This is a genomic window from Sphingomonas sp. UYAg733 (assembly GCF_054057355.1).
In genome coordinates, this window is sequence record NZ_JBSRZE010000020.1 from 15,898 (window position 1) to 36,020 (window position 20,123).

At 64.1% G+C, this 20,123-nt stretch carries 25 protein-coding genes; 14 read left to right on the plus strand and 11 right to left on the minus strand.

Annotated features, from left to right (window positions below; all coding sequences use genetic code 11):
* Positions 1–40 precede the first annotated feature (40 nt).
* From ACVWZA_RS19845 to ACVWZA_RS19865, 5 genes are all read right to left on the minus strand, one after another.
* Positions 41–175, minus strand: coding sequence for a benenodin family lasso peptide (locus ACVWZA_RS19845; protein WP_457313162.1), 135 nt, complete (start codon positions 173–175; stop codon positions 41–43).
* 117 nt (positions 176–292) lie between these two features.
* Entirely contained in the window at positions 293–916 is a 624-nt protein-coding gene (locus ACVWZA_RS19850) for a GntR family transcriptional regulator (RefSeq protein WP_457313164.1), read from the minus strand.
* Complete coding sequence (locus tag ACVWZA_RS19855) at positions 913–1,788, minus strand: phytanoyl-CoA dioxygenase family protein (protein WP_457313166.1); 876 nt, start codon at positions 1,786–1,788, stop codon at positions 913–915. Before ACVWZA_RS19855 ends, ACVWZA_RS19850 begins: the two co-directional genes overlap by 4 nt.
* A 14-nt stretch (positions 1,789–1,802) precedes the next feature.
* The gene (locus tag ACVWZA_RS19860; protein WP_457313168.1) at positions 1,803–2,423 is read right to left on the minus strand and encodes an acyl-homoserine-lactone synthase; all 621 of its coding nucleotides are present in this window, start codon (positions 2,421–2,423) and stop codon (positions 1,803–1,805) included.
* Between the two features lie 76 nt (positions 2,424–2,499).
* On the minus strand, positions 2,500–3,240 hold the full coding sequence (locus ACVWZA_RS19865) for a LuxR family transcriptional regulator (RefSeq protein ID WP_457313170.1): 741 nt from the start codon (positions 3,238–3,240) through the stop codon (positions 2,500–2,502).
* A gap of 206 nt (positions 3,241–3,446) precedes the next feature.
* On the opposite strand from ACVWZA_RS19865, the gene ACVWZA_RS19870 reads away from it, so the two are divergent.
* The 7 genes from ACVWZA_RS19870 (at position 3,447) to ACVWZA_RS19900 (ending at position 8,865) form a co-directional block, all read left to right on the plus strand.
* On the plus strand, positions 3,447–3,659 hold the full coding sequence (locus ACVWZA_RS19870; RefSeq protein WP_457313172.1) for a transcriptional regulator domain-containing protein: 213 nt from the start codon (positions 3,447–3,449) through the stop codon (positions 3,657–3,659).
* The gene (locus ACVWZA_RS19875) at positions 3,613–4,236 is read left to right on the plus strand and encodes a DUF2285 domain-containing protein (RefSeq protein WP_457313174.1); all 624 of its coding nucleotides are present in this window, start codon (positions 3,613–3,615) and stop codon (positions 4,234–4,236) included. Before ACVWZA_RS19870 ends, ACVWZA_RS19875 begins: the two co-directional genes overlap by 47 nt.
* Before the next feature lie 479 nt (positions 4,237–4,715).
* Positions 4,716–5,726: an ArdC family protein gene (locus ACVWZA_RS19880; protein WP_457313176.1), complete on the plus strand. Its 1,011-nt coding sequence runs from the start codon at positions 4,716–4,718 to the stop codon at positions 5,724–5,726.
* Entirely contained in the window at positions 5,723–5,950 is a 228-nt protein-coding gene (locus tag ACVWZA_RS19885; protein ID WP_457313178.1) for a hypothetical protein, read from the plus strand. Before ACVWZA_RS19880 ends, ACVWZA_RS19885 begins: the two co-directional genes overlap by 4 nt.
* 2 nt (positions 5,951–5,952) lie before the next feature.
* The gene (locus tag ACVWZA_RS19890) at positions 5,953–6,486 is read left to right on the plus strand and encodes a DUF2958 domain-containing protein (protein WP_457313179.1); all 534 of its coding nucleotides are present in this window, start codon (positions 5,953–5,955) and stop codon (positions 6,484–6,486) included.
* A 4-nt stretch (positions 6,487–6,490) separates the two neighbouring features.
* Complete coding sequence (locus ACVWZA_RS19895) at positions 6,491–8,314, plus strand: ParB/RepB/Spo0J family partition protein (RefSeq protein WP_457313180.1); 1,824 nt, start codon at positions 6,491–6,493, stop codon at positions 8,312–8,314.
* A 107-nt stretch (positions 8,315–8,421) separates the two neighbouring features.
* The gene (locus ACVWZA_RS19900) at positions 8,422–8,865 is read left to right on the plus strand and encodes a hypothetical protein (protein ID WP_457313181.1); all 444 of its coding nucleotides are present in this window, start codon (positions 8,422–8,424) and stop codon (positions 8,863–8,865) included.
* Positions 8,866–8,936: 71 nt separating this feature from the next.
* Here the strand turns inward: ACVWZA_RS19900 and ACVWZA_RS19905 are convergent, their stop codons facing one another.
* Positions 8,937–9,545 (minus strand): cation transporter, encoded by a 609-nt coding sequence (locus ACVWZA_RS19905; protein ID WP_457313182.1) that lies wholly within the window; start codon positions 9,543–9,545, stop codon positions 8,937–8,939.
* Between the two features lie 523 nt (positions 9,546–10,068).
* Here ACVWZA_RS19905 and ACVWZA_RS19910 point away from each other — a divergent pair.
* The 6 genes from ACVWZA_RS19910 (at position 10,069) to rlxS (ending at position 14,885) form a co-directional block, all read left to right on the plus strand.
* The gene (locus ACVWZA_RS19910; protein ID WP_457313183.1) at positions 10,069–10,389 is read left to right on the plus strand and encodes a DUF736 domain-containing protein; all 321 of its coding nucleotides are present in this window, start codon (positions 10,069–10,071) and stop codon (positions 10,387–10,389) included.
* Between the two features lie 172 nt (positions 10,390–10,561).
* A complete protein-coding gene (locus ACVWZA_RS19915; protein ID WP_457313184.1) occupies positions 10,562–10,789 on the plus strand; it encodes a helix-turn-helix domain-containing protein in 228 nt (75 codons plus the stop codon).
* On the plus strand, positions 10,782–11,321 hold the full coding sequence (locus ACVWZA_RS19920) for a S26 family signal peptidase (RefSeq protein ID WP_457313185.1): 540 nt from the start codon (positions 10,782–10,784) through the stop codon (positions 11,319–11,321). The genes ACVWZA_RS19915 and ACVWZA_RS19920 overlap by 8 nt, the downstream gene beginning before the upstream one ends.
* Positions 11,315–11,920: a lytic transglycosylase domain-containing protein gene (locus ACVWZA_RS19925; protein ID WP_457313186.1), complete on the plus strand. Its 606-nt coding sequence runs from the start codon at positions 11,315–11,317 to the stop codon at positions 11,918–11,920. The genes ACVWZA_RS19920 and ACVWZA_RS19925 overlap by 7 nt, the downstream gene beginning before the upstream one ends.
* A gap of 280 nt (positions 11,921–12,200) precedes the next feature.
* On the plus strand, positions 12,201–12,560 hold the full coding sequence (locus ACVWZA_RS19930; protein WP_457313187.1) for a hypothetical protein: 360 nt from the start codon (positions 12,201–12,203) through the stop codon (positions 12,558–12,560).
* A gap of 342 nt (positions 12,561–12,902) precedes the next feature.
* Positions 12,903–14,885 (plus strand): relaxase/mobilization nuclease RlxS, encoded by a 1,983-nt coding sequence (gene rlxS, locus ACVWZA_RS19935; protein ID WP_457313188.1) that lies wholly within the window; start codon positions 12,903–12,905, stop codon positions 14,883–14,885.
* A 169-nt stretch (positions 14,886–15,054) separates the two neighbouring features.
* Here the strand turns inward: rlxS and ACVWZA_RS19940 are convergent, their stop codons facing one another.
* Positions 15,055–15,984 carry a DUF4238 domain-containing protein gene (locus ACVWZA_RS19940; RefSeq protein ID WP_457313189.1) on the minus strand — a complete coding sequence of 310 codons (930 nt, stop codon included), beginning with the start codon at positions 15,982–15,984 and terminating at the stop codon, positions 15,055–15,057.
* Between the two features lie 25 nt (positions 15,985–16,009).
* A complete protein-coding gene (locus tag ACVWZA_RS19945; protein ID WP_457313190.1) occupies positions 16,010–17,608 on the minus strand; it encodes a hypothetical protein in 1,599 nt (532 codons plus the stop codon).
* 310 nt (positions 17,609–17,918) lie between these two features.
* Between ACVWZA_RS19945 and ACVWZA_RS19950 the strand changes: the two genes are divergently transcribed.
* Entirely contained in the window at positions 17,919–18,056 is a 138-nt protein-coding gene (locus ACVWZA_RS19950) for a hypothetical protein (protein ID WP_457313191.1), read from the plus strand.
* Between the two features lie 207 nt (positions 18,057–18,263).
* On the opposite strand, the gene ACVWZA_RS19955 is transcribed toward ACVWZA_RS19950, so the two are convergent.
* The 3 genes from ACVWZA_RS19955 to ACVWZA_RS19965 all read right to left on the minus strand — a co-directional run bounded on the left by ACVWZA_RS19955 (position 18,264) and on the right by ACVWZA_RS19965 (position 20,086).
* Positions 18,264–18,746 (minus strand): SgcJ/EcaC family oxidoreductase, encoded by a 483-nt coding sequence (locus tag ACVWZA_RS19955; protein ID WP_457313192.1) that lies wholly within the window; start codon positions 18,744–18,746, stop codon positions 18,264–18,266.
* A 32-nt stretch (positions 18,747–18,778) separates the two neighbouring features.
* Positions 18,779–19,300 carry an SgcJ/EcaC family oxidoreductase gene (locus tag ACVWZA_RS19960; RefSeq protein ID WP_457313193.1) on the minus strand — a complete coding sequence of 174 codons (522 nt, stop codon included), beginning with the start codon at positions 19,298–19,300 and terminating at the stop codon, positions 18,779–18,781.
* Between the two features lie 66 nt (positions 19,301–19,366).
* Entirely contained in the window at positions 19,367–20,086 is a 720-nt protein-coding gene (locus ACVWZA_RS19965; RefSeq protein ID WP_457313194.1) for a helix-turn-helix domain-containing protein, read from the minus strand.
* Positions 20,087–20,123 lie beyond the last annotated feature (37 nt).

Here is a 20,123-nt window from a genome sequence, read left to right on the forward strand (position 1 = left end):
CATCGGCGCACGGACACAATCGCGACCGCGCGCCGCTTCGTCAGTCGTCGTTCGAGATGCCGGCGAGATCTCGATAGCCGCCCAGCTCGAAGTTCGTCACGCCGATACCGCGTGTCTCTTCGCTGGCGACGCCGAGATCGACAAGCTCGGCATGGACTTCCGTGTCGCGTTCCATGGTGCATTCCTTTGGTCAGCTGCGGGATAGCAGCAGTCCAAAGTTATGCGTTCGCTCGCGCTATCTGAATTTTATACGGATTTTATATTGAGATTGTTTGAGCTGACATCGTTACCTTCAGCGGGTGCCGCCATTGCGGTACAGTATCCGTACCACCTCCGCTGCGGCCTGCTGGCGTCGCCGGTGATAGGCAGCAACCTGCCTGCGTACGTCGTTGCGATTTGCGGCAGCGACGGCCTCTCGAAGGTTTGCGAGTTCGTCTGCGATGCCGTCGAGAATTTTTGTCTCCGCAACGCGTGCGGCGTGGAGCCTGTCATTGGCAGAGCTGATCGCGCGTCGATGCTCTATATTGCGCGATCGCTGAGCAATATCGGCGAACAATGCAGCGGTGGCATCGGCGAGAGCGATTGTCACTCCGCCGATCCGGGTTGATGACACGCCGCCGACGATGGGCTGGGTCGAACTTTTGATAGCCAATGCAAGGATCTCGGCGGTCCAGCGATACAGATCCTGCAATCCCGGCACGTCGATCTGCGGCAAATGAAAACCGTCACTTGGGCGAACCTCGACCAACCCTTCACCAGTGAGCTTATGCAGAGCGTCACGAATCGGCGTGACACTGCTATTGAGGGTGTCGCCGAGCATGGATGGGTCTAGGCGGTCGCCCGGCCGGAATTCGCGTTCGCAGATGCGACGCTTCAGCGCGTCATAGACGCGCTCCGATGTTGCTCCCGAATTCACGATGCCCGGCGTTGGTCATCGACGAACGCGGCGATCATCGCTTCCTGGTGGGGACGTAGCGCGTCGATCGCGCCGATCGCGTCCGGAACGTCTTCACCGAGCAGGACCGACGGACACTGCCCCTCATAATTACCGAGGTTGGGGCGGTGCTGCCGATAACCGACCAAGGCGGCAAGTTCCGGCGAAAAACTTCGCGCTACCGGCGGCGGATAGGCGAGCCATTGGTTCTCATAGGGCTTTAGCCAGCCGAGCGCATAGCCGACCACCAGCCCGCGCCGAATCTCGCGCGTCACGTTGCCGCCGGCCCCGTGTAGCGTTGATCCGAGGAACAAAAGCGCCGAACCCGGTGCCATTTCGGCGGGGACGGGATCGGTGTCCGGCGCGATCTCGAGCGCCTTCACGCCGTGGCTGTGCGGCCAGACCATCGTTGCACCGTTCTCGGCACGGAACTGTGTCAGCGGCCAGATGACGTTGACGAGATACTCGACCTCTCCTTTGCTCGCCGCCCACATATCCTGATCGCGGTGCGGGAGCTGAGCGAGAGCGCCGGGATGCACGGCGATCGCCTGGGTAACGTTGAGTTGCAGCGTGTCGCACCACGGCGACAACAGCCTTTCGACGATGCCGGTGATCAGCGGATGCTGAACGAGCATCGGCATCCGATCCGATCGCGCCAGCAGCCGCCCGAACCGTTTGGTCTTCGCGCCGTAGAAGCCGCCTTGGCAATAGGGAGTTCGCGCGAACGTCGGCGCGAGCTCGTCGTCGAGCGCGGTGATGTCCGCCTTGGGCAGGACATTGGGGATGATGCAATAACCGTCGCGTTGGAGGCGATCGGCCCAAGCATCGATGAGCGTGTTGGAGGATGAGGTCATCGGACGTCTCCTGTTCACGCAGCGATGCGCTGATTGCTGGCCCGCACGGTATCGTCGGCCTTGATCCCGGCGCGCTCGAGCAGCGCAGGCGTCTCCGGGCCGATGTCGATCCTGAGCGCCGCAAGCACCGATCCGTCGACGAGTTGCGGTAGCCCGAGCGGCAGGCAGCGCCAGCCGAACGCGAGAATCTGTTGGAACCACCCCATCTCCGCGATCGCGGTGTAATGGGTGAAGCCGTGCGCGAGCGCATGATCGACAAGTGCCGCGACCAGCGTGTCTCGCACCTGACGGCGCTCGCGGGCGTTCAATCGGCGATCAAGGCAGAAACGGGTGATTTCGGCGATATGATTGCCGCGCGGCGGCGACCCCTCGCATAGCTGCGCGTAGAGGGTATCGAGGATATGGGGCCGGAGCGTTGGCAGCAGTCGCGCCGATCCGAGATGCTCGCCGAAACGGTCGGAGAGGATCAGATAGGTCGCATGCTCGGTGTCGAACTGGTCGATCTCATAGCGCCCGTCGAGCACGGGGACGTCCCATTTGAGCAGGTCGACGAACACCGACTTGCGTGCCGCGAACATCGCGCGGAGCGCCTTGTTGCTCGTCGGCGCCGCAGCGGAACGAATGATACGAAGCATGGGCATTTCCTCAGCCGTGAATGCGGTTGAGGATCGCGAGGACGGCGGGTCCGCGCTATTCCCAGAAAAGGGAATATCAGCGCTTCAGGACATCGGTGAAGCTGAGCGTTCCATCGAACAAGGCCCGGATCGCCAGCAATGTCCGCTTCTGCACTCCGTATCGCTCGCGTGCCTGCTTGAGATGGCGGATCACGGTCTCCTCGCCGATACCAAGGATACGGCTGATCTCCCAGTCGCTCTTGCCACGTGCCGCCCAAAGCAGACAGTCGCGCTGGCGGTCGGTCAGCACCGGCGGCGGCGGCGTCGCCATGTGCCCGCGCTGCGACCACAGCCGGCGCGCCGCTTCGAACGCGAACGTGCCGGCGAGCTGCGCCAGCGGCAGCATGGCCTCGAGCATCGGCCGGCCCGCGTCATTGGCGAACGAGCACGATCCGCGCGCCTCGCCAGGGACATTCGCGGGGACCGTGAACCCGTCGCCGATCCCTTCGGCAAGACCAAGCGCGAGCACACGCCGATCTGTCGCGGTCAACGGAATCATCTGTGGCATCTTCGACCAAGTAAAGCCTGCGCTGGTCACATGGCTGGCGCGATGAACCGGATCGGACACGCCGAGCGTGTTGGCATCGTAATATTCGGCCCATTTGTCCGGATAGTTATGCAACCGGATCGCGGTGCCACTCGCGACGATGATATCGACGTGATGGGTGAGCGCGAAGTATTGGAATCCGAGATCTGCCGCGATCGCGGCCATTACCACGTTAAGGTCGTGCGCGCTGCGCACGGCCTCGACGATACGAATGAATTCGATCGTCATCATGTGCATGCCCATCGGGCAGCATCCCGACCGCAGGCGGCGCCTCAAATCGCCGCTGTTCCCGCGATCGCCCTTCCCTGTTTTCTCGGGCGAAGCGACGGCATCTCACGCCGACGCTTCGCGAATCGTGTAATAGAATTGCAATATCATAAATGGTTGCTGCAGATAAGTCCCGCTCGCAGCTTATCACAGCGAGCGGCGCCCGAGGCGTGACCGACGATGAATCCGCGGCGTGGCGCGATCCGCAAGACTATCTTCGCTTGCGCAACATCGATTGCGCCGGATTGATGTGGGAATGGCTGCGTCGCGACCCCGGCTATGTCGACTGGTACACCCGCGCGAGCACCGCGACGCGGGGTGCTACGCTATTGGTCGATGGCAAGATTGACGACCCGGCCCAGTGGGGGATTCACTTTCGCTGAGCATCCGGAGCGTGCGGCCCCGGATGCGCGGATCATTTGGCATGCCGATCTCGATCCCGGCGCGCTGCGCGTCGTCGCTTTGCCGGCCGCGTTACAGGATCCCGACGGTATCGATTTGCAGCATCTCGCACCGTGGCTGACGCTCGCGGTCGGTAGTGATGACCGCGAACATGCGGTCCTGTCCGACGGCTGGAATCACATCCGGCTCGATCTCGAGGCCGGCAGTCTCATCAGCGGCCCCGTGGTCCTCCATTATCGCCTGCACGGACGGCGTAGCGCCGAGACAAGGCTTCTGCCGTTGCGTCGATTCCTTCATCTGTGCCGCCACCGGCGCTTCGCGGCATCACTATTTCCCGCTGATTCCTGGGTGCCGCGCGGACTGATACTGCTCCGCGTCCACGATGCGCTCCGGGCGGGTGCGAGTCACCGCGAAATGGCCGATGCCCTGTTCGGCGAAAAACGCGTCGCGCGCGACTGGCGTGATCCTTCGGAGTCGCTGCGATCGCGGATTCGACGCCTGGTCACAGAGGCGCGGTCGATGGCGCGCGGCGGCTACCGCTCGTTGATGCGCCGCTAGCTTGAAGTTGCCCATTCTCAGATTTTCGAGAACCGAACGGGTCACTGCGTTTTCCACGCCGACTCCGACGATCCCAGGGGTTTATACCGGCGCTGTCCGGCGCCTCGCGCCGGGCTTCGCCCGCGCGACCGCGCTCTATGGCTCGGGCTTGCCCTCGCCACCTAGCCCCTGGCGGGTCTCGGCCTGACGGTGACGATCGGCTGGCGCCGGGACGGGCGGTGCCCGTCCCGTGTCGCGGTCGCCGCGCGGATGCGCGGCGGCGCTGTTTGTGGCCTTCCCGGGCAAGCGCGGGTGGGCGGCGCTCCCTGCTAGGCCCGCCCGCGTCGCCGGCAAGCCGGGCTGCGCCCGGCTCCTCCACTGCGTTCCGGCCTGCGGTGCCGCCGCCGCTCGCGGCGGGCCTCTCCGGTCGCATCTCGCCGCCCACCCCCGCTTTTTCGGGGAGGCCATGCGGGTTTTTGGGGCGGTGATGGAGGCTTGCGATGCGTTCCCCGACCAGCCCTCGCGCGAAGGCCAAGCGCCGGACCCGCGCGGCATCGACGGCGCGCAGCACAGGTGCGCGTGATACCCGGCCCGCACCCGAGGCACCCCGCACCAACCTTTATGACGAGGTGACCGTGCGCATCGTGGGAGAACTCGAAGCGGGGCGGGTGCCGTGGGTTCAGCCTTGGGGCCGACCCGGCGGCACCACCACCGGCTTGCCCCGGAACGCCCTTACCGCACGGCATTATTCGGGCGTCAATGTGTTGATCCTGTGGGGCGCGGTGATCGATCACAGTTTCCCGTCGCAAGGGTGGCTGACCTTCAAACAGGCCATCGACGCGGGCGGCGCGGTCAGGAAGGGCGAGCGCGGCACGACCGTGGTCTATGCCGACCGCTTCATCCCCGAGGCCGAAAAGGCCCGCGCCGTCGAAACCGGCAACGACGCCAAGACCATCGCCTTCCTCAAACGCTTTACCGTGTTCAACGTCGCGCAGTGCGAGGGCTTGCGTCCCGGCCTCGCGCCCGAACCCGTCCCGCTCCCCGAACGCGAGATCGTGCCGGTCGCAGAATGCATGATCGCAGCCAGCGGCGTCGATTTCCGCATCGGCGGCAATCAGGCGTTCTACGTCCCCGCAAAGGATTTCGTGCAGGTGCCGCCGCAACCGGCGTTCTTCGAGCAGATCAATTACTATCGGACCTGCCTTCACGAACTGACCCACGCCACCGGCCACCCGTCGCGGCTCGACCGCAAGCTGTTCACCGGGTTCGGCAGCAAGGATTACGCGCGCGAGGAACTGGTCGCCGAAATGGGATCGGCGTTTCTCTGCGCGGCACTCGGCATCGTCCCGACCGTGCGTCACGCCGATTATCTGGCATCGTGGCTCGACGTGCTCCGCGAGGACAATCGCGCGATCTTCCGCGCCGCCAGCGCCGCAACTAAAGCCGCCGATTGGTTGCTCGCGCGTCATGCCGAACATTGCACCCCGCAGAATCAGGCAGACGCGGCATGACCATGACCGCTGCCACGCCCGCACCCGGTTTCGAGATCGAGGCGACCGCCATCGGGCCGCAAACCCTCGTCCCCGGTGTCGTCCCGATCACGCAACTTGATCGGCTGACCGCGCGCGCCGCCGCCCCGCTCGAACCCAAGAAGCCACAGCATCCATGCGACCTCGGCTTGTTCGACATCAACGCGCGCAACCAGCTCGACCTGTTCCAGCCGAAGGATTTGTGACGATGGATTTGCTCACGCCCGACTTGCGCGACGCCTTGATCCGCAACGCCGCCGCGCGGCGCGACGCTTATCGCGCGCACGCCTGCGAACCCGACCCCCCGCCGGTCGTCAAATTCTTTAATCCCGTTGGTGCCGCGACGTGGCTCGCGACCGAACTCGATAGCGATGGCGATACGCTGTTCGGCCTTGCCGACCTCGGCTTCGGTTGCCCCGAACTCGGCAGTTTCAGTCTGTCGGAGATAGCTGCCGTCCGACTGCCGCTCGGTCTTTCCATTGAACGCGATCTTGGTTTTGCCAGCCTCATAGCCTTGTCGCTCTGGGCGGACACGGCGTGTGCGACCGGGTCGACCATCCAGACCGAAGCGGCATTTGCCGACGCAGAAATCCGGCTGCGCGCCGCCCTGACCTACCTCGCACCCGACCAGCTTCCGCCATCCGAACCGGATGGCGGCCGACGCTGCGGCCGTTCGCCGCAATCCCGAAAACCGGTCCGCATCCCCTTCAAAGAAACACGGACCGGCACTCACAAGGAGTAGAATGATGAAACTCGATTTTATCGCGCTCGACAAGCTGTCGGTCAGCAAGGCCAATATGCGTTACGGCAAAAAAGCCCCCGACGTGTCCGACATATTGCCGACCGTGCGCAGCCGGGGCGTCCTACAGCCGGTGATCGTCCGCCCCAATTGCGGCCCCGGCCTGTTCGAGATCGTCGCCGGAAGCCGCCGCTTCCATGCGGCGAAGATCGTCGCCGACGAACGTCGCGCGGCGGGCGATCCGACGCCCGAACCAATGCCGTGCGCGATCCTCGACGAGGGCGACGATGCCGCCGCCATCGAAGCGTCGATGATCGAGAACATGGCGCGATTGGACCCAGACGAGGTGACACAGTGGGAGAATTTCACCCGGTTGGTGAAAGAGGGCCGCAAGGTCGAGGACATCGCCGCGACCTTCGGCTTGCCCGACCTCGCTATCAAACGGGTGCTGGCGCTCGGCAATCTGTTGCCCGCGATCCGCGATCTGTTTCGCCACGAACGGATCGATGCGGCGACCGTCCGTCACCTGACCCTCGCCAGCAAGAGCCAGCAAAAGGCATGGCTGGCGCTCGCCGACGACGAGAATGCCTATCTCCCGACCGGCCATCAATTGAAGGCGTGGCTGTTCGGCGGGCAGTCGGTGCCGGTCAAACACGCGCTGTTCGACGTGGAGGCAAGCGGCCTTGTCACCATCGCCGATCTGTTTGGCGAGGACCGCTATTTCGCCGATGCCGATGCCTTCTGGACGGTGCAAAATGCAGCGATCGAGGCGCGCCGTTTGGCGGTCATCGAGGAAGGCTGGGCCGATGCGATTGTCGTCCCGTCGTCCGAACATTTCTCGACCTGGGAATATGAGAAGGCGGGGAAGCGTAAGGGCGGGCGCGTCTATCTCGACGTGCGCGCCAATGGCGAAGTGACGATCCACGAAGGCTATGTCAGCCGCAAGGAAGCCGCGCGGCTCGCCAAGTCCGAAACGGCTGCGAAACCAACCCGACCCGAAGTCACTTCGACGATGCAGACCTATATCGACCTGCATCGCCACGCCGCCGTCCGCGCAGGCATGACCGCGCATCCCGGCGTCGCGCTGCGCTTGATGGTCGCCCATACGATTGTCGGGTCGCACCTGTGGACGATCAAACCCGAGCCGCAATCCACCCGCAACGACGAGGTCCGCGATAGCCTCGACAACTGCAAGGCCGAGGCGGATTTCGACGAACGTCGCCGGGCGGTGCTGGGCGTTCTCGGCTTTGGCGAAGACGAGCCGAACGTGACCGGCGGGAATGGCGACGATTACGATTTGGTCGCCATTTTACACCGATTGCTCGATCTGCCCGACCGGATCGTCATGGAGGTGATCGCCATCGTCATGGGCGAAACCCTCGCCAGCGGCAGTGCCGCCGTTGAGGCGGTCGGGACGCACATCGGCGTCGATATGACGCATTACTGGCTGGCGGACGATGCGTTCTTCGCGTTGCTCCGCGACAAGCAGGTGCTGTTACGGATCGTCGCCGAGGTCGCGGGCGAAACCGTCGCCGCCGCTAATGGGGGCGAGAAGACCAAGACGATGAAGCGCATCATCCGCGACCATCTGGAGGGTGCGAACGGGCGCACCAAGCGCGAGGATTGGGTGCCGCGTTGGATGGCGTTCCCGCCGACCGCCTATACCGAGCGTGGCGGCGTCGGCACGGTGTCGGCTCACGCCAAGGCCGAGGCCGCGCGCGAGATCGGGCAGCAAACCGGCGACGATGAGCCGGCCCCCGCCGCCCCCGGCAAGGTGATCGCCTTGCCGCAGAGAGAAGACGATGCCGACGCGGTGTCACTGGCGGCGTGATCCCTTGGGGAGCGGCGCGAGGCCGCTCCCCATTTTCTCGACCCCTCAAAAAATCGGCCGCGCGCCGCCGCCGTCCCGGCGGCTGGCGCGCGGAAAGGAGCAATGACATGGCCGACCGTGTTTCCGTATCGATCGCCATCGGCGGCGATCTTACCGCTGGATTATGCAACCAACTGGTCGATCTCATCACCGGCGAAGGGCTGTCCACTGACTGGGATGGCCCCGATTTCGACGCTTCGCAAATCCCGCCTGACGATGCGCTTCGCCTCCATGCGCACGAGGTCGCATGGGGGCGGCTCGACGATCTCGAAGGCTTTTGCGTCGATCATCATCTGCCGTTCGTGCGCTGGTCGGGCGGCTATCCCGGCCAGTTCGGTCCCGAAATCGCGGTGTTCACGGGTAGCGGCGAGGTTCCGTTATTCGCCGCCGACGAGGAGGAATATGTCGTGATCGGACTGTCGACCGCTGAACGGCTTGGCAGTTATGATGCGATCCTCGCGTACTTCGCTGCGGCCGAATTTGTGCCGCCGCCGCTACGGCTGACGGGCTGAATCTCGATTGGTTCCTGCTGATCCAGCGCCCCCGGCGCGGCGCGGCGGTCAACCATGTTGCCCGCCGCCGCTCAGGCGGCAGCGCGATGCTCGCGCCGCGCCGCGCTCCAGACCTCACGCGCGGCATCGGCGTTCAACGCCGCGATGCCCAGCCCGACGATCACATCGGGCCACGCCGATCGCCATACCGACGCGGTGACGACCGCCGCCGCGATGATCGCGACATTGGCGAACGCATCGTTACGCGCCGACAGGAACGCCGCGCGCGTCAGGCTCCCGCCATGATGCCGGAACCGCGCCAGCAGCAGCGCGCAGAACAGATTGACCGCGAGCGCGCCAAGCGCGGTCGCCGACAGCGCCAGCGGGTCGGGCGCGATCGGCGCACCGATCTTCGCCCAGGCGGTCCACAGCGTCGCGATGCCGGGCGCGAGCAGGATCAGCGCGAGCGCGATGCCGATTCGCGCCCGCGCCCGCGCCGACCAGGCGAGCGCCATCAGGATCAGCAGATTGACCGAGGCGTCTTCGAGGAAATCAACCGAATCGGCGAACAGCGACACCGAACCGATCCGCAGCGCGACCGCGAATTCGACCCCGAAATAGGCCAGATTGAGCAGCGCCACCACGCCCACGGTCCGGCGTAGAGCGGCGGCATCAGGAACGGATTCGAGGTCGATCGGCATCGTACCAGTTCCAGCCAGTCACCGCCGCCGCGATTGGCGCGGGACGGTCCCGCTGTGCCAGCAAAAGAGCGACGACGCATCTCTTCCGCTCACACTTGCGACGTCGGTTTGGCCCGTCGTCGAACGCAGCCCGCGATGAATTATATCATCAGCGCGGTGCACTGCGGGCGGTGCAGCACGACCGATGCACAGGATCCAGGGCTGACTTTGCCTGCGAAGCCGCCGGCGCAGATGACCTGATCCGGCAGTCGTTTTTCAGTCTCATGTTCGAGTCCCGTGCCAACCATCCGGGCTTGTCGGGCGCATGACCTGGGCCGGCCGCGGGCCGGCGAAACCATCGTCGACAGCTCATTTCCCCGCCCGCTGTGCGGGCTCCTCGCGGCCGCTGCGCTGCAAATGAGCCGCCGCCTTCCGGTCCTCCGCTGCGCTGCGGCCTGACGGTTCGCCGACCCGCTAACGCCGTCCCCACGGTCGGCCCATCGCCCGCGAATGGTTCGCAACGGCGACATCAAGGAGACCTGCAATGCCTGCCATCGGATATGTCACCCGCGACGGAAACGGCTTCAAGGGCCAGCTCAAGACCCTCTCGATCCGCACCGACATCGAAATCCTCCCGAACACCCGCAAGAGTGGCGACCGGCAGCCCGACTATCGGGTCATGGCGGGACCAGTCGAAGTCGGCGCGGGCTGGAACCGGGTCAGCGAGTCTTCGGGGAACGAGTATGTGTCGCTTTCGCTAGCCGCCCCTGAGTTCGGGCCGCGCCGCCTCTACGCCAATCTCGGCCGCGCCGCCGGTCAGGACGACGATGACGCCTTCGCGATCATCTGGAATCCCGCCGACTGATCGCGACCGGTTCCCGCGCCTACCGGGCGCGGGAACCGCTTCGCTCTTCCAATGGAGGGGGGTCGGAATCGCGTATAGTCGATTCCGACCCTCCCCGACCTCAGTTCAGACGCGCATCCCGGCCGCCGCGACGCGCGGCGTAAGGCCGCGTTCGGAACGAGCGAGGCGCAGGATGGCGAATACCGACGAAGACGAGAATGCACGCGCGGCGCGCGCCTTGAAGGGTTCGCCCTTTCTCAGCCCCGAACAGGCGGCGCATTATCTCGGCGTCTCGACCCGCACGCTTCAGGAACATCGTTCCGGCGGGACCGGACCGCGCTTCCGCCGACACTGCCGACACATCCGCTACCATATCGACGATCTCGACGTCTGGTCGCTGGGGGAGACGGGCAATGGCTGATCCCCGTCGCGCCATGCGCGCAAAGCGGCATTTTCGGAGCGGCTGCGCAATCGCGCTGGGGCTTTTGGGCATCGCCGCCGCGGCCACCATCGCGGTCCCGCCGCGCCCGCTGCTGGTCTGGAATGCGAGCGCCAGCGCGCCCGTCGGCCTCTATCTGGTCGGCGGCGCGGACGACATCGGCAAGGGCGACATGGTGATCGCACGACTGGCCGAGCCATATCGCTCGCTCGCCGCGCAGCGCCATTACCTTCCGGCCAACGTGCCCTTGGTCAAGCGCGTCGTCGCGATGCCGGGTGACCGTGTTTGTGCGGACCGCAACATCATTCTCGTCAATGATGAACCGGTTGCGGCCCGTCTCAAGATCGATGCGAGCGGTCGGGCGATGCCGTGGTGGCGCGGGTGCGTTCGGCTTCGGCGCAGCCAGCTCCTTCTGCTCATGACCGACAGCCCCGCATCGTTCGACGGTCGCTATTTTGGCGTGAGCGCGCGCCGCGACCTCGTCGGTCGCGCCCGCCTGATATGGGCATGGTGATGTTGCTCGCGGCGGCATTGTCGGTCGCATCGGCGACGGTCGCGCCCGATAAGGTGACCCGCTGGCGGCCCTATTCCGAGCAGGCATCGGGGCGCTGCGGGATGCCGGTCCTGTGGATCGAGCGCGTCATTCGTGCAGAAAGCGCTGGGCTGACGACGCTCGGCGGTCGCCCGATCACGAGCCGCGCTGGCGCGATAGGGCTGATGCAATTGATGCCCACAACCTGGGCAGCGATGCGCAACCGGTTCACGCTTGGCCCCGATCCGCATGATCCGCGCGACAATATCCTCGCCGGCAGTTGCTATCTGCGGCTGATGTATGATCGGTTCGGCTATCCCGGTTTGTTCGCCGCCTACAATGCCGGCCCGGCGCGCTACGCCGATCATCTCGCGACCGGACGCGCGCTGCCGGGCGAAACGCGCGCCTATCTGGCGGCACTGGTCGGTGGCGAAACCGGACCCGCCAAGTCACCAAATACGCCGCCGCCTAGCACGATATTCTATGTGCTGATGGCGCGATCAGCGAAGAATGAGCCGTCGGCACCGGCCGCCGCAAATGGTCTGTTCGTGGCGCTCGGCAGCGACATGTCCCGGCACTAGGCATCAGTGCGCACAATGCGGATGGGGTGGGGCTCGTCTCGGCAAGGCCAAGCATGACGGCCGCCGGAACGCCTATCAAGGCCGGCGGCCCCTCCAATTTTGCTGCGAAGCGGAAGCGTGCTGCGCACGCGCGTTTGTTCGTTTTCAGCGCAACAAAATCGGTTCCTCCGCCGCCGCTCACGCGGCGCTTACGGCTTCGCCTCCAGCGGCCCTGACAGCCGCTCCGCCGCCCGTCGGCGAGGGGTCGCCCTCGAATGGTCGAGGAGAAAAGGAGCAGGTCATGAACATGATGCAGAGCATTGGAACGGCGTCGGATCGGGTGATGGCGGCGCTGCTTTCGGGACTGGAGATCGAGTTCGGGCGGGGCGCGGGAGAGGCGCTGGCGCAGCGGTTTCTGGAAGCGGAGGAGGTGGATTTTCACTGGGATGCGCGGGTCCAGGAACGCTGGATCGGCGCATATGCGAGTGTCGATGAGGAGGATCTGGAGCTGGATCGAGTGGCGATTGTCGGGCGGTTGGATGGCAAATGGTTCGTCGCGGTGATGATCGTCGATGGCGATGGCAATGCGCACGGGATGATGGGCAAACGGAGATTCCGGGGTCGCGTGCAGGCACAGCAGGCGTTCGACAAGACGCAATGAGGACAAGTTTCGAGGAGCGGCGCTCGGTCGGGCGTCGCTCCTCTTTTTTACCTCGGCTCGGTTGGATCGTGAGCGGGAATGAGAGGGGATTCGGCGGTTTTTGCGGGAGGGCGGCGTAAGGCAAGATTAAGCAATGGTGCCGGTCCTGCGGACCATCACCATAAGCTGTTGTCTGCACATCGTTTTTTGAGAGGATCGCGAGCGATTCTTGGCACTAGACGGCCGATCATGGTGCCAAGCGCGTCTCCATGCCGCGGAACAGCTCGATTTTTTTGGCACCGGTTTTCATGGAGTTGCAGCCGAGTCATGCTGGCCGCTCAACCCGTGAGCTGAGGGTCCAGCATGGCGAGCGAAGACGATTTCGAACCCCGCCTGGGGCGCATCCGCGCCAAGGGCAGCAAGCAAGGGCGCAAGTTCCTCCACCGCGTCCTGGCCGCCGCCAATCTCGCGCGCGGCGGCACGGGCGTGTCCGGTCGGCGCGGCCGGTTCGACGGGAGCCGGATCGGGCGGGGTGCTGGCGTTGGCCGGGTGCTCGGCAGCCGTGACCATTTTGCCGCGTTCCGCGCGCGCCGCGTCATCATCAAGGCGAGCACCGTCAAGCTGGCGGGCAAGGGCTATGGCGCGGCGCGTGCGCACCTGCGCTATGTCGAGCGCGACGGGACCACCCGCGACGGTGGACGCGGACAGCTCTACGGCGCCGACACCGACAAGATCGACGGCAAGGCGTTCGTCGACAAGGCGAAGGGCGATCGTCACCAGTTCCGCTTTATCGTGTCGCCCGAGGATGGCGCCGACTATGATGACCTGCAGCCGCTCACCCGCCGCCTGATGGCGCGCATGGAAGAGGATCTGGGGACGAAGCTCGATTGGGTCGCGGTCGATCACTTCAACACCGGCCATCCGCACAGCCACATCATCGTTCGCGGCAAGGACGACCGCGGCAAGGATCTGATCATCGCGCGGGAATATCTCACGCAGGGGATGCGCGAGCGTGCCGCCGAGCTGGTCGATCTCGATCTCGGGCCGCGCACGAACGACGCCATCCAGGCCCGGCTTCATGGCGAGGTCGAGCAGGAACGGTTGACCAGTATCGATCGTTTGCTGCTGAGCGACGCCGATGCCGTTCGGTTGGTCAGCGCGGGCGCGAGCGATGCGTTCGACCAGACCGTCCGCATGGGACGGCTGCGTAAGCTGGAACGGCTGGGCCTCGCCGACCAGATGGGCGTCGCGACCTGGCGGCTCGCGCCCGATCTTGCAGCCACGCTGAAACAGATGGGCGAGCGCGGCGACATCATCCGCACGATGCAGCGCGCGTTCGCCGCGCGCGGGCGGTCGCCGGCGCTTGCCGATCAGGCGATCTATGAACCGACCGCGCCCGACGCCCGACCGCTGATCGGCCGCGTTATCCAGCGTGGGCTGTCCGATGAGGCTGGCGACCGACACTATCTGCTCGTCGAAGCGACCGACGGCCGCACTCATTATGTCGAGATCGGCAAGGGCGAGAATGTCGAACCCTATGCCAGCGGCGCGATCGTGCGGATCGAGGCCGTCGCGACCGCGGTGCGCGAGGCCGACCACACCGTTGCCGCGATCGCCGCCGCAAATGGCGGACGCTACGATATCGATGCGCATCTTCGGCATGACTCGTCCGCGACCGAGGCGTTCGCCGAAACCCATGTTCGCCGGCTCGAGGCCATCCGGCGGCTGACCGGCGGTGTCACGCGCGAGGCGGATGGGACGTGGATCGTCGCGTCTGATCATCTCGATCGCGCCGTGGCTTATGAAGCCGCGCGCGCCCGGGATCGTCCGGTAACGATCCAGATACTTTCGACGCAGCCGCTGGAGAAGCTGGTCGGCGCCGAGGCAGCGACTTGGCTCGACCGCGAGCTGGTCGCGGCCGATCCGGTGCCGCTGCGCGATACCGGGTTCGGGCATGACGCGCGTGATGCGCAGGCCCGGCGGCGGCAATGGCTGATCGCGCAAGGGTTCGTCGAGGAAATGGATGGTCGCAAGGCATATCGCGCCGGCATGATTGCCGGCCTTCAAAGGCGCGAGTTGTTGCGCGTCGGCGCGCAGCTATCTCGTGAGATAGGAATGCCCTTTGCCGAAACCGAATCTGGCGCGCGGGTGAGCGGCATCTATCGCAGGCCAATCGACACGATGAGCGGGCGATTCGCGCTGGTCGAGAAGTCGCGCGAGTTCACGCTGGTGCCGTGGCGCCCTGTGCTCGATCGCCATATCGGCAAGAGCGTGTCCGGCATCGTGCGCGGCGACGGGATCAGCTGGAGCTTCGGTCGTGGGCGTAGCGGCCCAAGCATTTCGTAGTTTGTCGGACCTGCTCGACTGCTTCACGGCCGCAAAGACCCAAAAGTGGCCATCCGCGGCGATCTTCATGCTTCCGCAGTGCGGACATTCGTTCATATCGATCTAGCCGCAGCGTTTGGGACGGCACGGATCCCGACCCGACCGCCGAAGTAGTAGCTACGGCTCGACCTCAATCGCTCGGAATATTTTGGCGCCACTCCACCGGCCCTGAGCGACGCTTGAACACAATTTTCGCCGGCGTCTCGGACACGAGGTCATAGGGCGCCCAAGACATGTCCTCGACGAGACGGTCGCGTCCGCAGACCATGTGTCTTACCATCGGGAAATTGGCGAATTGACCTGCGACACTGCGGTTGAACCCCTCAGCGGTATCAAGCGGCATTTCGTTGTTTACGAACGCGCCCCCGAAATCGCCGACGACGACCAGAACGAGCGTGTGAGGGTCGACGGCCAATACGCGCTGGAAGGGCACCATGCTCGGTAAGGGCATGTCGATGGCTGGGTGCGCCGGCGCTGGCGCCGAGAGTACCGGCGTGGTGGACGTACGCAGAGGAATCGGTGACCGGGCAACCTGAATCAGCGATCGATCATAGTCATTGGCAAATGAGCGCAGCGCCATTGCATTGTACATGGCCTTCGCATCTTCCGGATTGGCGCGAAGATATGCATACATTTCGCGCTCCTCGTCCGTGAACTTCATGTTGGATTCGGGATCGGCGGCCATCGCCGCTAGTTCCGCTCCAGTCTGCAGATAGTGCGGCGTGCGGGTCTCAAGGTGGCGTACCAGCGAATAGAGGATCGGGCGGTCGGACATGTCCAGCTCCGCAGTGTGGCCTTCCACGATCTTCGTCCAAGTGTCACTTTGGCTGATCGGCGTCTCAATCGATCGGTTAATGTCCGTCTCCACGGAAACCGGGCGGCCGCGCTCCATGTGAACATAGAAGTCGCGTTCATAGCCGATGCTCTTAATCGAACGCTCTTTCCAAACCGCGACCGTGCCTTCCTTGGCCACTGTGGTCACTTTGGTGCGCGCGTCATCAACCGCGAAATTGCGCAGAAAAAATTGAGGGACGACATGATGGTCGCGGGGGTCGTTCATGCTGGATTGCCCTCGACTGAGGCAGCTATCGGGCCTTGCGTTTTCGAGATCCGACCGGTCGATCGAGTCCAGTCGGCAAGTCACACTTGAGCGGTTGGTCGCCCGGCCCTTGCGACGCAATTACCTGCAGGTCGCCGAGTGCCAGGATATTGCCCTCCGCCGCCATAATTTCGAGTTGTCGTCGATACGCACGCTCGATTGGCTCCGGCGCCCATTCCGATGCATTAGCGACAAAGCTGTGCAGAATGCGGGCAGTGCCGAAACCTATCCGCCGCCGCCCTCCGTTGAGTCGCTCGTCCTTTATCAGCGCGCGGCGCGCCACGACGCCCACCATCGTGTCGCCAATCTCCGCCCAGCTATATGCAAGCATCGCCGCGAATTTCTGCGGGATCCCGCGCTCGGGATTGAAATCGAGCCGCATCAACCGTTCGCTGGCCAAGGCGCACATGATTTCGAGTTGCCAGGCGGCTGAGTTGAGGCTGGCGAGCGATGACGGCGGCATCGGCTTGCCGGCGACCGAAACGGCATTGCGAACAACAGCGATCGACAATCCCATCCACGGCCAACCGCTGCTTTGATCCTGGCCCTGCATCTCGATGAAGCCAAGGTCCAGCAACTGTCCCCCGACCTCGACTTCGACAAAGACCTTGGCGCCAGAAGCTGTCGCCTGGAGGTGGGCGAAGAGCGCAAGCTCCTCGATATGCGTCACGACATCCGCCTCGAGGCTGGCCTTGGCCCTGACACGACCGTGAGGGCCGTAAACGACGTCGAGGCATTCGGTCACCGCCCGCCAGGCGCGGACATCCCCATCTTCGGCGGCATAAAGTTTCGCTGCAACTGCAACGGACGCACCGCTAGGAAAGGTTGCGCGAAGGAGCGCAGCTTGTCCCTCGGGAGCGAGAATTATGCGAACGTCGCGAAGGTCGACTTCGGGTTGGCCAGCGCTGATTCCGAAGCGCTCGCTGCGATATACGAAGCGATTGGCATCGATGTGCGGCTTGAGGCCAAGCTGCAGGTCGAGGAGGTCATTTGCACCGCCGAGTGTGAAGGTGACGTTGGCGGTGCCGCGCGATTTGCCGAAGCCTATCGTGTCGAAGATGTGCGTCTTGGTAGCAGCATAAGGTGCCCGGACGTTCGAAATCTGAAGTTCGATCCAAGGCAACAATTCCCCGGTCTGTTCGTCCTTGTCGTCGAACGTGATCGATACTCGCTGAAGGTGCGTGTCCACGCGACCCTCGGCATCGGCCACACGCGCGACCTGGAGCCAGGCGCCGATCAGCGACGCCCAGACATGTTTCACAAAGAAGCGCGGCCTGTCCTCGCCAAGCATGACTAGGACGATGAAGGTCGGCAGCGGCGAACTAGCGTACCGAAGCGCATTGGCGAGGTTGATCGCGACCGAGCGATCAGCGCCTTCGGTGGCCTTGACCTGGACAAGGGCGGCAACCGGACCTCGCTGCATGTCGAGTGCGATCGCTGGCTGTGGCCGCGGCGGAAATTCGATCGCCATATCCCAGCCGAAGTCGTCTTCGCTCGACTTGTTGCAGGTTACGTCCGCTTCCGAGCAGAGAAGGCTGAACAGCTTCTCTCCGCGACGGCCGATCATTTGATTATGCTTCGACATGGCGATCCTTGCCCTCGGCGTAGCAAACCGCTGGGGTTGCGCCCAGCCCCTCTCCGCGGTGGCTCCTGACCGGCAACTTCGCGGCGGGCAGGACCCACATGCGGTCATACACAGGCTAAATTCGGCTTCCCCGCTTCCGCCATCCATTCATGTTTGGCCGGCGCGCTTCGACTAGCGCGATCGGCCGTCCACGCCAATTTCCGGCGCACTTACCAGCGCATTCAGCTCGCGGCCGCAGGAGGACAATAGAACCTGCATTCGCCGTTTTCGCGTGCTCGTGCGTTGGCGTGGAACCGCAAAGGAGAAGAACATGAACGCCACACGGATTCCCGGCAATGAGCCTGACCCCGGCGATATGTCCACAGAGCCCAGCCCTGGAGGGCCGAACGATCAACCGGAAAAGCATGACTTGCCCGACGAAGCCGAAAAGCTGGGAGATTTCGCTTAACTTGCTTGCTGTCCGGTAGAGGGAGACTTCTATCCGGCGGCTCGCCCGCCGCGAGGACCCATACCCGGTCATTCAAGAGCATTTGGCTCACTTTCAATAGCCGCCGTTCGTTCAGCTAATCTCGTCGAAAGAATGACCGAAAATCGCAGCTGAGCCGAACGCAGCTTTTCAAGATTTTCTCCAAAGGAGCTCTCGCGGCAATGCCGTTCACCGCGGCTGCGGGACGTTTGGATTGATGAACGTGCTCTGGAAATTGCGGATGCGCCAACCCTCGTCGGTCCGAACCACGACATCCGTCACTCGCCCCTGCGGATCCGCGTAATGCGTGCCATCAGGGTCCGCATAAGGCTTCAGCCGCCATCGATACTGCAGGACCGCGACCTTCGGCCCGACCGCGCTCACCGACACATCGCTCGCGACGATGGGATTGTCCGGATAAATCCGGGTCAAGGCGAAGGCGATCCCCTGCTCGACTTCGGCACGACCACGCCACCACATTCCATAGGCGTTGATATGCTCGGCATCCGGCACGAACTGCCCTGCATAGGCTGCGGCGTCGTGGTTCCGCCAAGCCGTTTCCATGGCTGGCACCATCGCCTTAATCGCCGTCATATCCTCGGGCGATAGCATCGTTCGTGCCTCCTTGGCTGGTGCAGCATATGGGCCGAAAGATGCGCCCGCCAGCAGCATAATTGCTACCATTGCCACGACAGACCGAGCCCTCACGACTTGGAGCCTTTGAGCGCAGGGTCGAAGCGCTGGGCCTCCTCCACGATCGTGATGTTGGCGCCGTGGACGATCACGAAGCGATCGCCATCGCGCGCGAGGACCAGCGACATCCTGTCGCGGCTCGGTGGATTGAGGTGACCGTCGGGCGTCTTGAAAGCGCCCAGCGACCAGCGCGTGACGACGCTCACTGCGCCGCCCGCGATCGGCACGATGGACTCGATCGCGTCGAGTGACTGGTGAACGCCCTTGAACATCAGGTCGAAATAGATCCGGTGAGCATGTTCGACCTCGGCACGCCCCTTCCAGTGCATACCGACGATATTGACCCAGTGCGCGTCCGCCCGGAACAGAGCGAACATGGCGTCCATGTCGGACGCGTTCCAAGCGGCAAGCCACCGATTGAGCAGATCCTGGACTTTGCGGGTCGTATCGTCCGATGCCATGGTCGCTTCTGTGGCCGCTGCGGTCATCACCGGTATCGCCATCAGACTGATGGCCAGATCGCGTCGTGTCATCGCTGCTCGCTCCCGTTGCTGCGGGAGGATTAGCTGAGCCATCCTATGCGGAATTGAACGAATCCGTCATGCACCCGACCATTCGGCAAAGAACCGCGCGGGCGTGGTCCCACTGAAGGCATGGGAGTCGCGGATGAAATGCGCCTGATCGGCATAGCCTGCATCGTGGACGAGATCGGTCCACAGTGCGTTGGGATCAGCCTCCTTCGCGGCGAGAACTGCATTGAACCGGATAGTTCGGGCATAGAGCTTCGGCGGAAGCCCGACCTGCGTAGTGAAACGACGCGTGAACTGTCGCTCGCCCAGCCCTGCGCGCCGCGCAAGCGCATCGATCCGAAGGCACCCGCCAGCGCGCGACAACAGCCAAGCCGCATGGGCAACCACATCGATCGGCCGGGCATCGGCCATCCGATCATGTATCCAGCGCTCAGCAATGGCGACGCGCGCATCGAAATCGATCGCGCCTTGCACGGCCCCGCGAAGTCGTTCTGACGCGGCACCGACGATATCGCTGGCGCCGACACCTTCATCGACCAACTCGGACATGTCGATACCGAACAGCGCGTGGAAACCTGCAGGCTGGAACCGAACCGTGAAAACGTCGATCTCGCCCGACATGAACAACTGGGTGCGGCGATAGCTTTGCGGCCCGACGACGACCATCTCTGGCGAAGCATGTCGCAAGCCTTCATCATGCGACACACCGTAAGGTTCGGCGACATAGATCTCGATAAATTGATCGGGTCTGGCCGGTAGCGGTTTCGTGATCACAACGTCATTCAGCACCGCCCGGCGCTCGCTAAACGACCGGACGATTGGCCTG

Excerpts from the sequence above, each read along its gene's own strand:
- ACVWZA_RS19845 (WP_457313162.1), bottom strand. The coding sequence starts at position 175 with ATGGAACGCGACACGGAAGTCCATGCCGAGCTTGTCGATCTCGGCGTC.
- ACVWZA_RS19855 (WP_457313166.1), bottom strand. The coding sequence starts at position 1,788 with ATGACCTCATCCTCCAACACGCTCATCGATGCTTGGGCCGATCGCCTC.
- ACVWZA_RS19860 (WP_457313168.1), bottom strand. The coding sequence starts at position 2,423 with ATGCTTCGTATCATTCGTTCCGCTGCGGCGCCGACGAGCAACAAGGCG.
- ACVWZA_RS19865 (WP_457313170.1), bottom strand. The coding sequence starts at position 3,240 with ATGATGACGATCGAATTCATTCGTATCGTCGAGGCCGTGCGCAGCGCG.
- ACVWZA_RS19875 (WP_457313174.1), top strand. The coding sequence starts at position 3,613 with ATGGCAAGATTGACGACCCGGCCCAGTGGGGGATTCACTTTCGCTGAG.
- ACVWZA_RS19880 (WP_457313176.1), top strand. The coding sequence starts at position 4,716 with ATGCGTTCCCCGACCAGCCCTCGCGCGAAGGCCAAGCGCCGGACCCGC.
- ACVWZA_RS19885 (WP_457313178.1), top strand. The coding sequence starts at position 5,723 with ATGACCATGACCGCTGCCACGCCCGCACCCGGTTTCGAGATCGAGGCG.
- ACVWZA_RS19890 (WP_457313179.1), top strand. The coding sequence starts at position 5,953 with ATGGATTTGCTCACGCCCGACTTGCGCGACGCCTTGATCCGCAACGCC.
- ACVWZA_RS19895 (WP_457313180.1), top strand. The coding sequence starts at position 6,491 with ATGAAACTCGATTTTATCGCGCTCGACAAGCTGTCGGTCAGCAAGGCC.
- ACVWZA_RS19900 (WP_457313181.1), top strand. The coding sequence starts at position 8,422 with ATGGCCGACCGTGTTTCCGTATCGATCGCCATCGGCGGCGATCTTACC.
- ACVWZA_RS19905 (WP_457313182.1), bottom strand. The coding sequence starts at position 9,545 with ATGCCGATCGACCTCGAATCCGTTCCTGATGCCGCCGCTCTACGCCGG.
- ACVWZA_RS19910 (WP_457313183.1), top strand. The coding sequence starts at position 10,069 with ATGCCTGCCATCGGATATGTCACCCGCGACGGAAACGGCTTCAAGGGC.
- ACVWZA_RS19915 (WP_457313184.1), top strand. The coding sequence starts at position 10,562 with ATGGCGAATACCGACGAAGACGAGAATGCACGCGCGGCGCGCGCCTTG.
- ACVWZA_RS19920 (WP_457313185.1), top strand. The coding sequence starts at position 10,782 with ATGGCTGATCCCCGTCGCGCCATGCGCGCAAAGCGGCATTTTCGGAGC.
- ACVWZA_RS19925 (WP_457313186.1), top strand. The coding sequence starts at position 11,315 with ATGGTGATGTTGCTCGCGGCGGCATTGTCGGTCGCATCGGCGACGGTC.
- ACVWZA_RS19930 (WP_457313187.1), top strand. The coding sequence starts at position 12,201 with ATGAACATGATGCAGAGCATTGGAACGGCGTCGGATCGGGTGATGGCG.
- rlxS (WP_457313188.1), top strand. The coding sequence starts at position 12,903 with ATGGCGAGCGAAGACGATTTCGAACCCCGCCTGGGGCGCATCCGCGCC.
- ACVWZA_RS19940 (WP_457313189.1), bottom strand. The coding sequence starts at position 15,984 with ATGAACGACCCCCGCGACCATCATGTCGTCCCTCAATTTTTTCTGCGC.
- ACVWZA_RS19945 (WP_457313190.1), bottom strand. The coding sequence starts at position 17,608 with ATGTCGAAGCATAATCAAATGATCGGCCGTCGCGGAGAGAAGCTGTTC.
- ACVWZA_RS19950 (WP_457313191.1), top strand. The coding sequence starts at position 17,919 with ATGAACGCCACACGGATTCCCGGCAATGAGCCTGACCCCGGCGATATG.
- ACVWZA_RS19955 (WP_457313192.1), bottom strand. The coding sequence starts at position 18,746 with ATGCTGCTGGCGGGCGCATCTTTCGGCCCATATGCTGCACCAGCCAAG.
- ACVWZA_RS19960 (WP_457313193.1), bottom strand. The coding sequence starts at position 19,300 with ATGACACGACGCGATCTGGCCATCAGTCTGATGGCGATACCGGTGATG.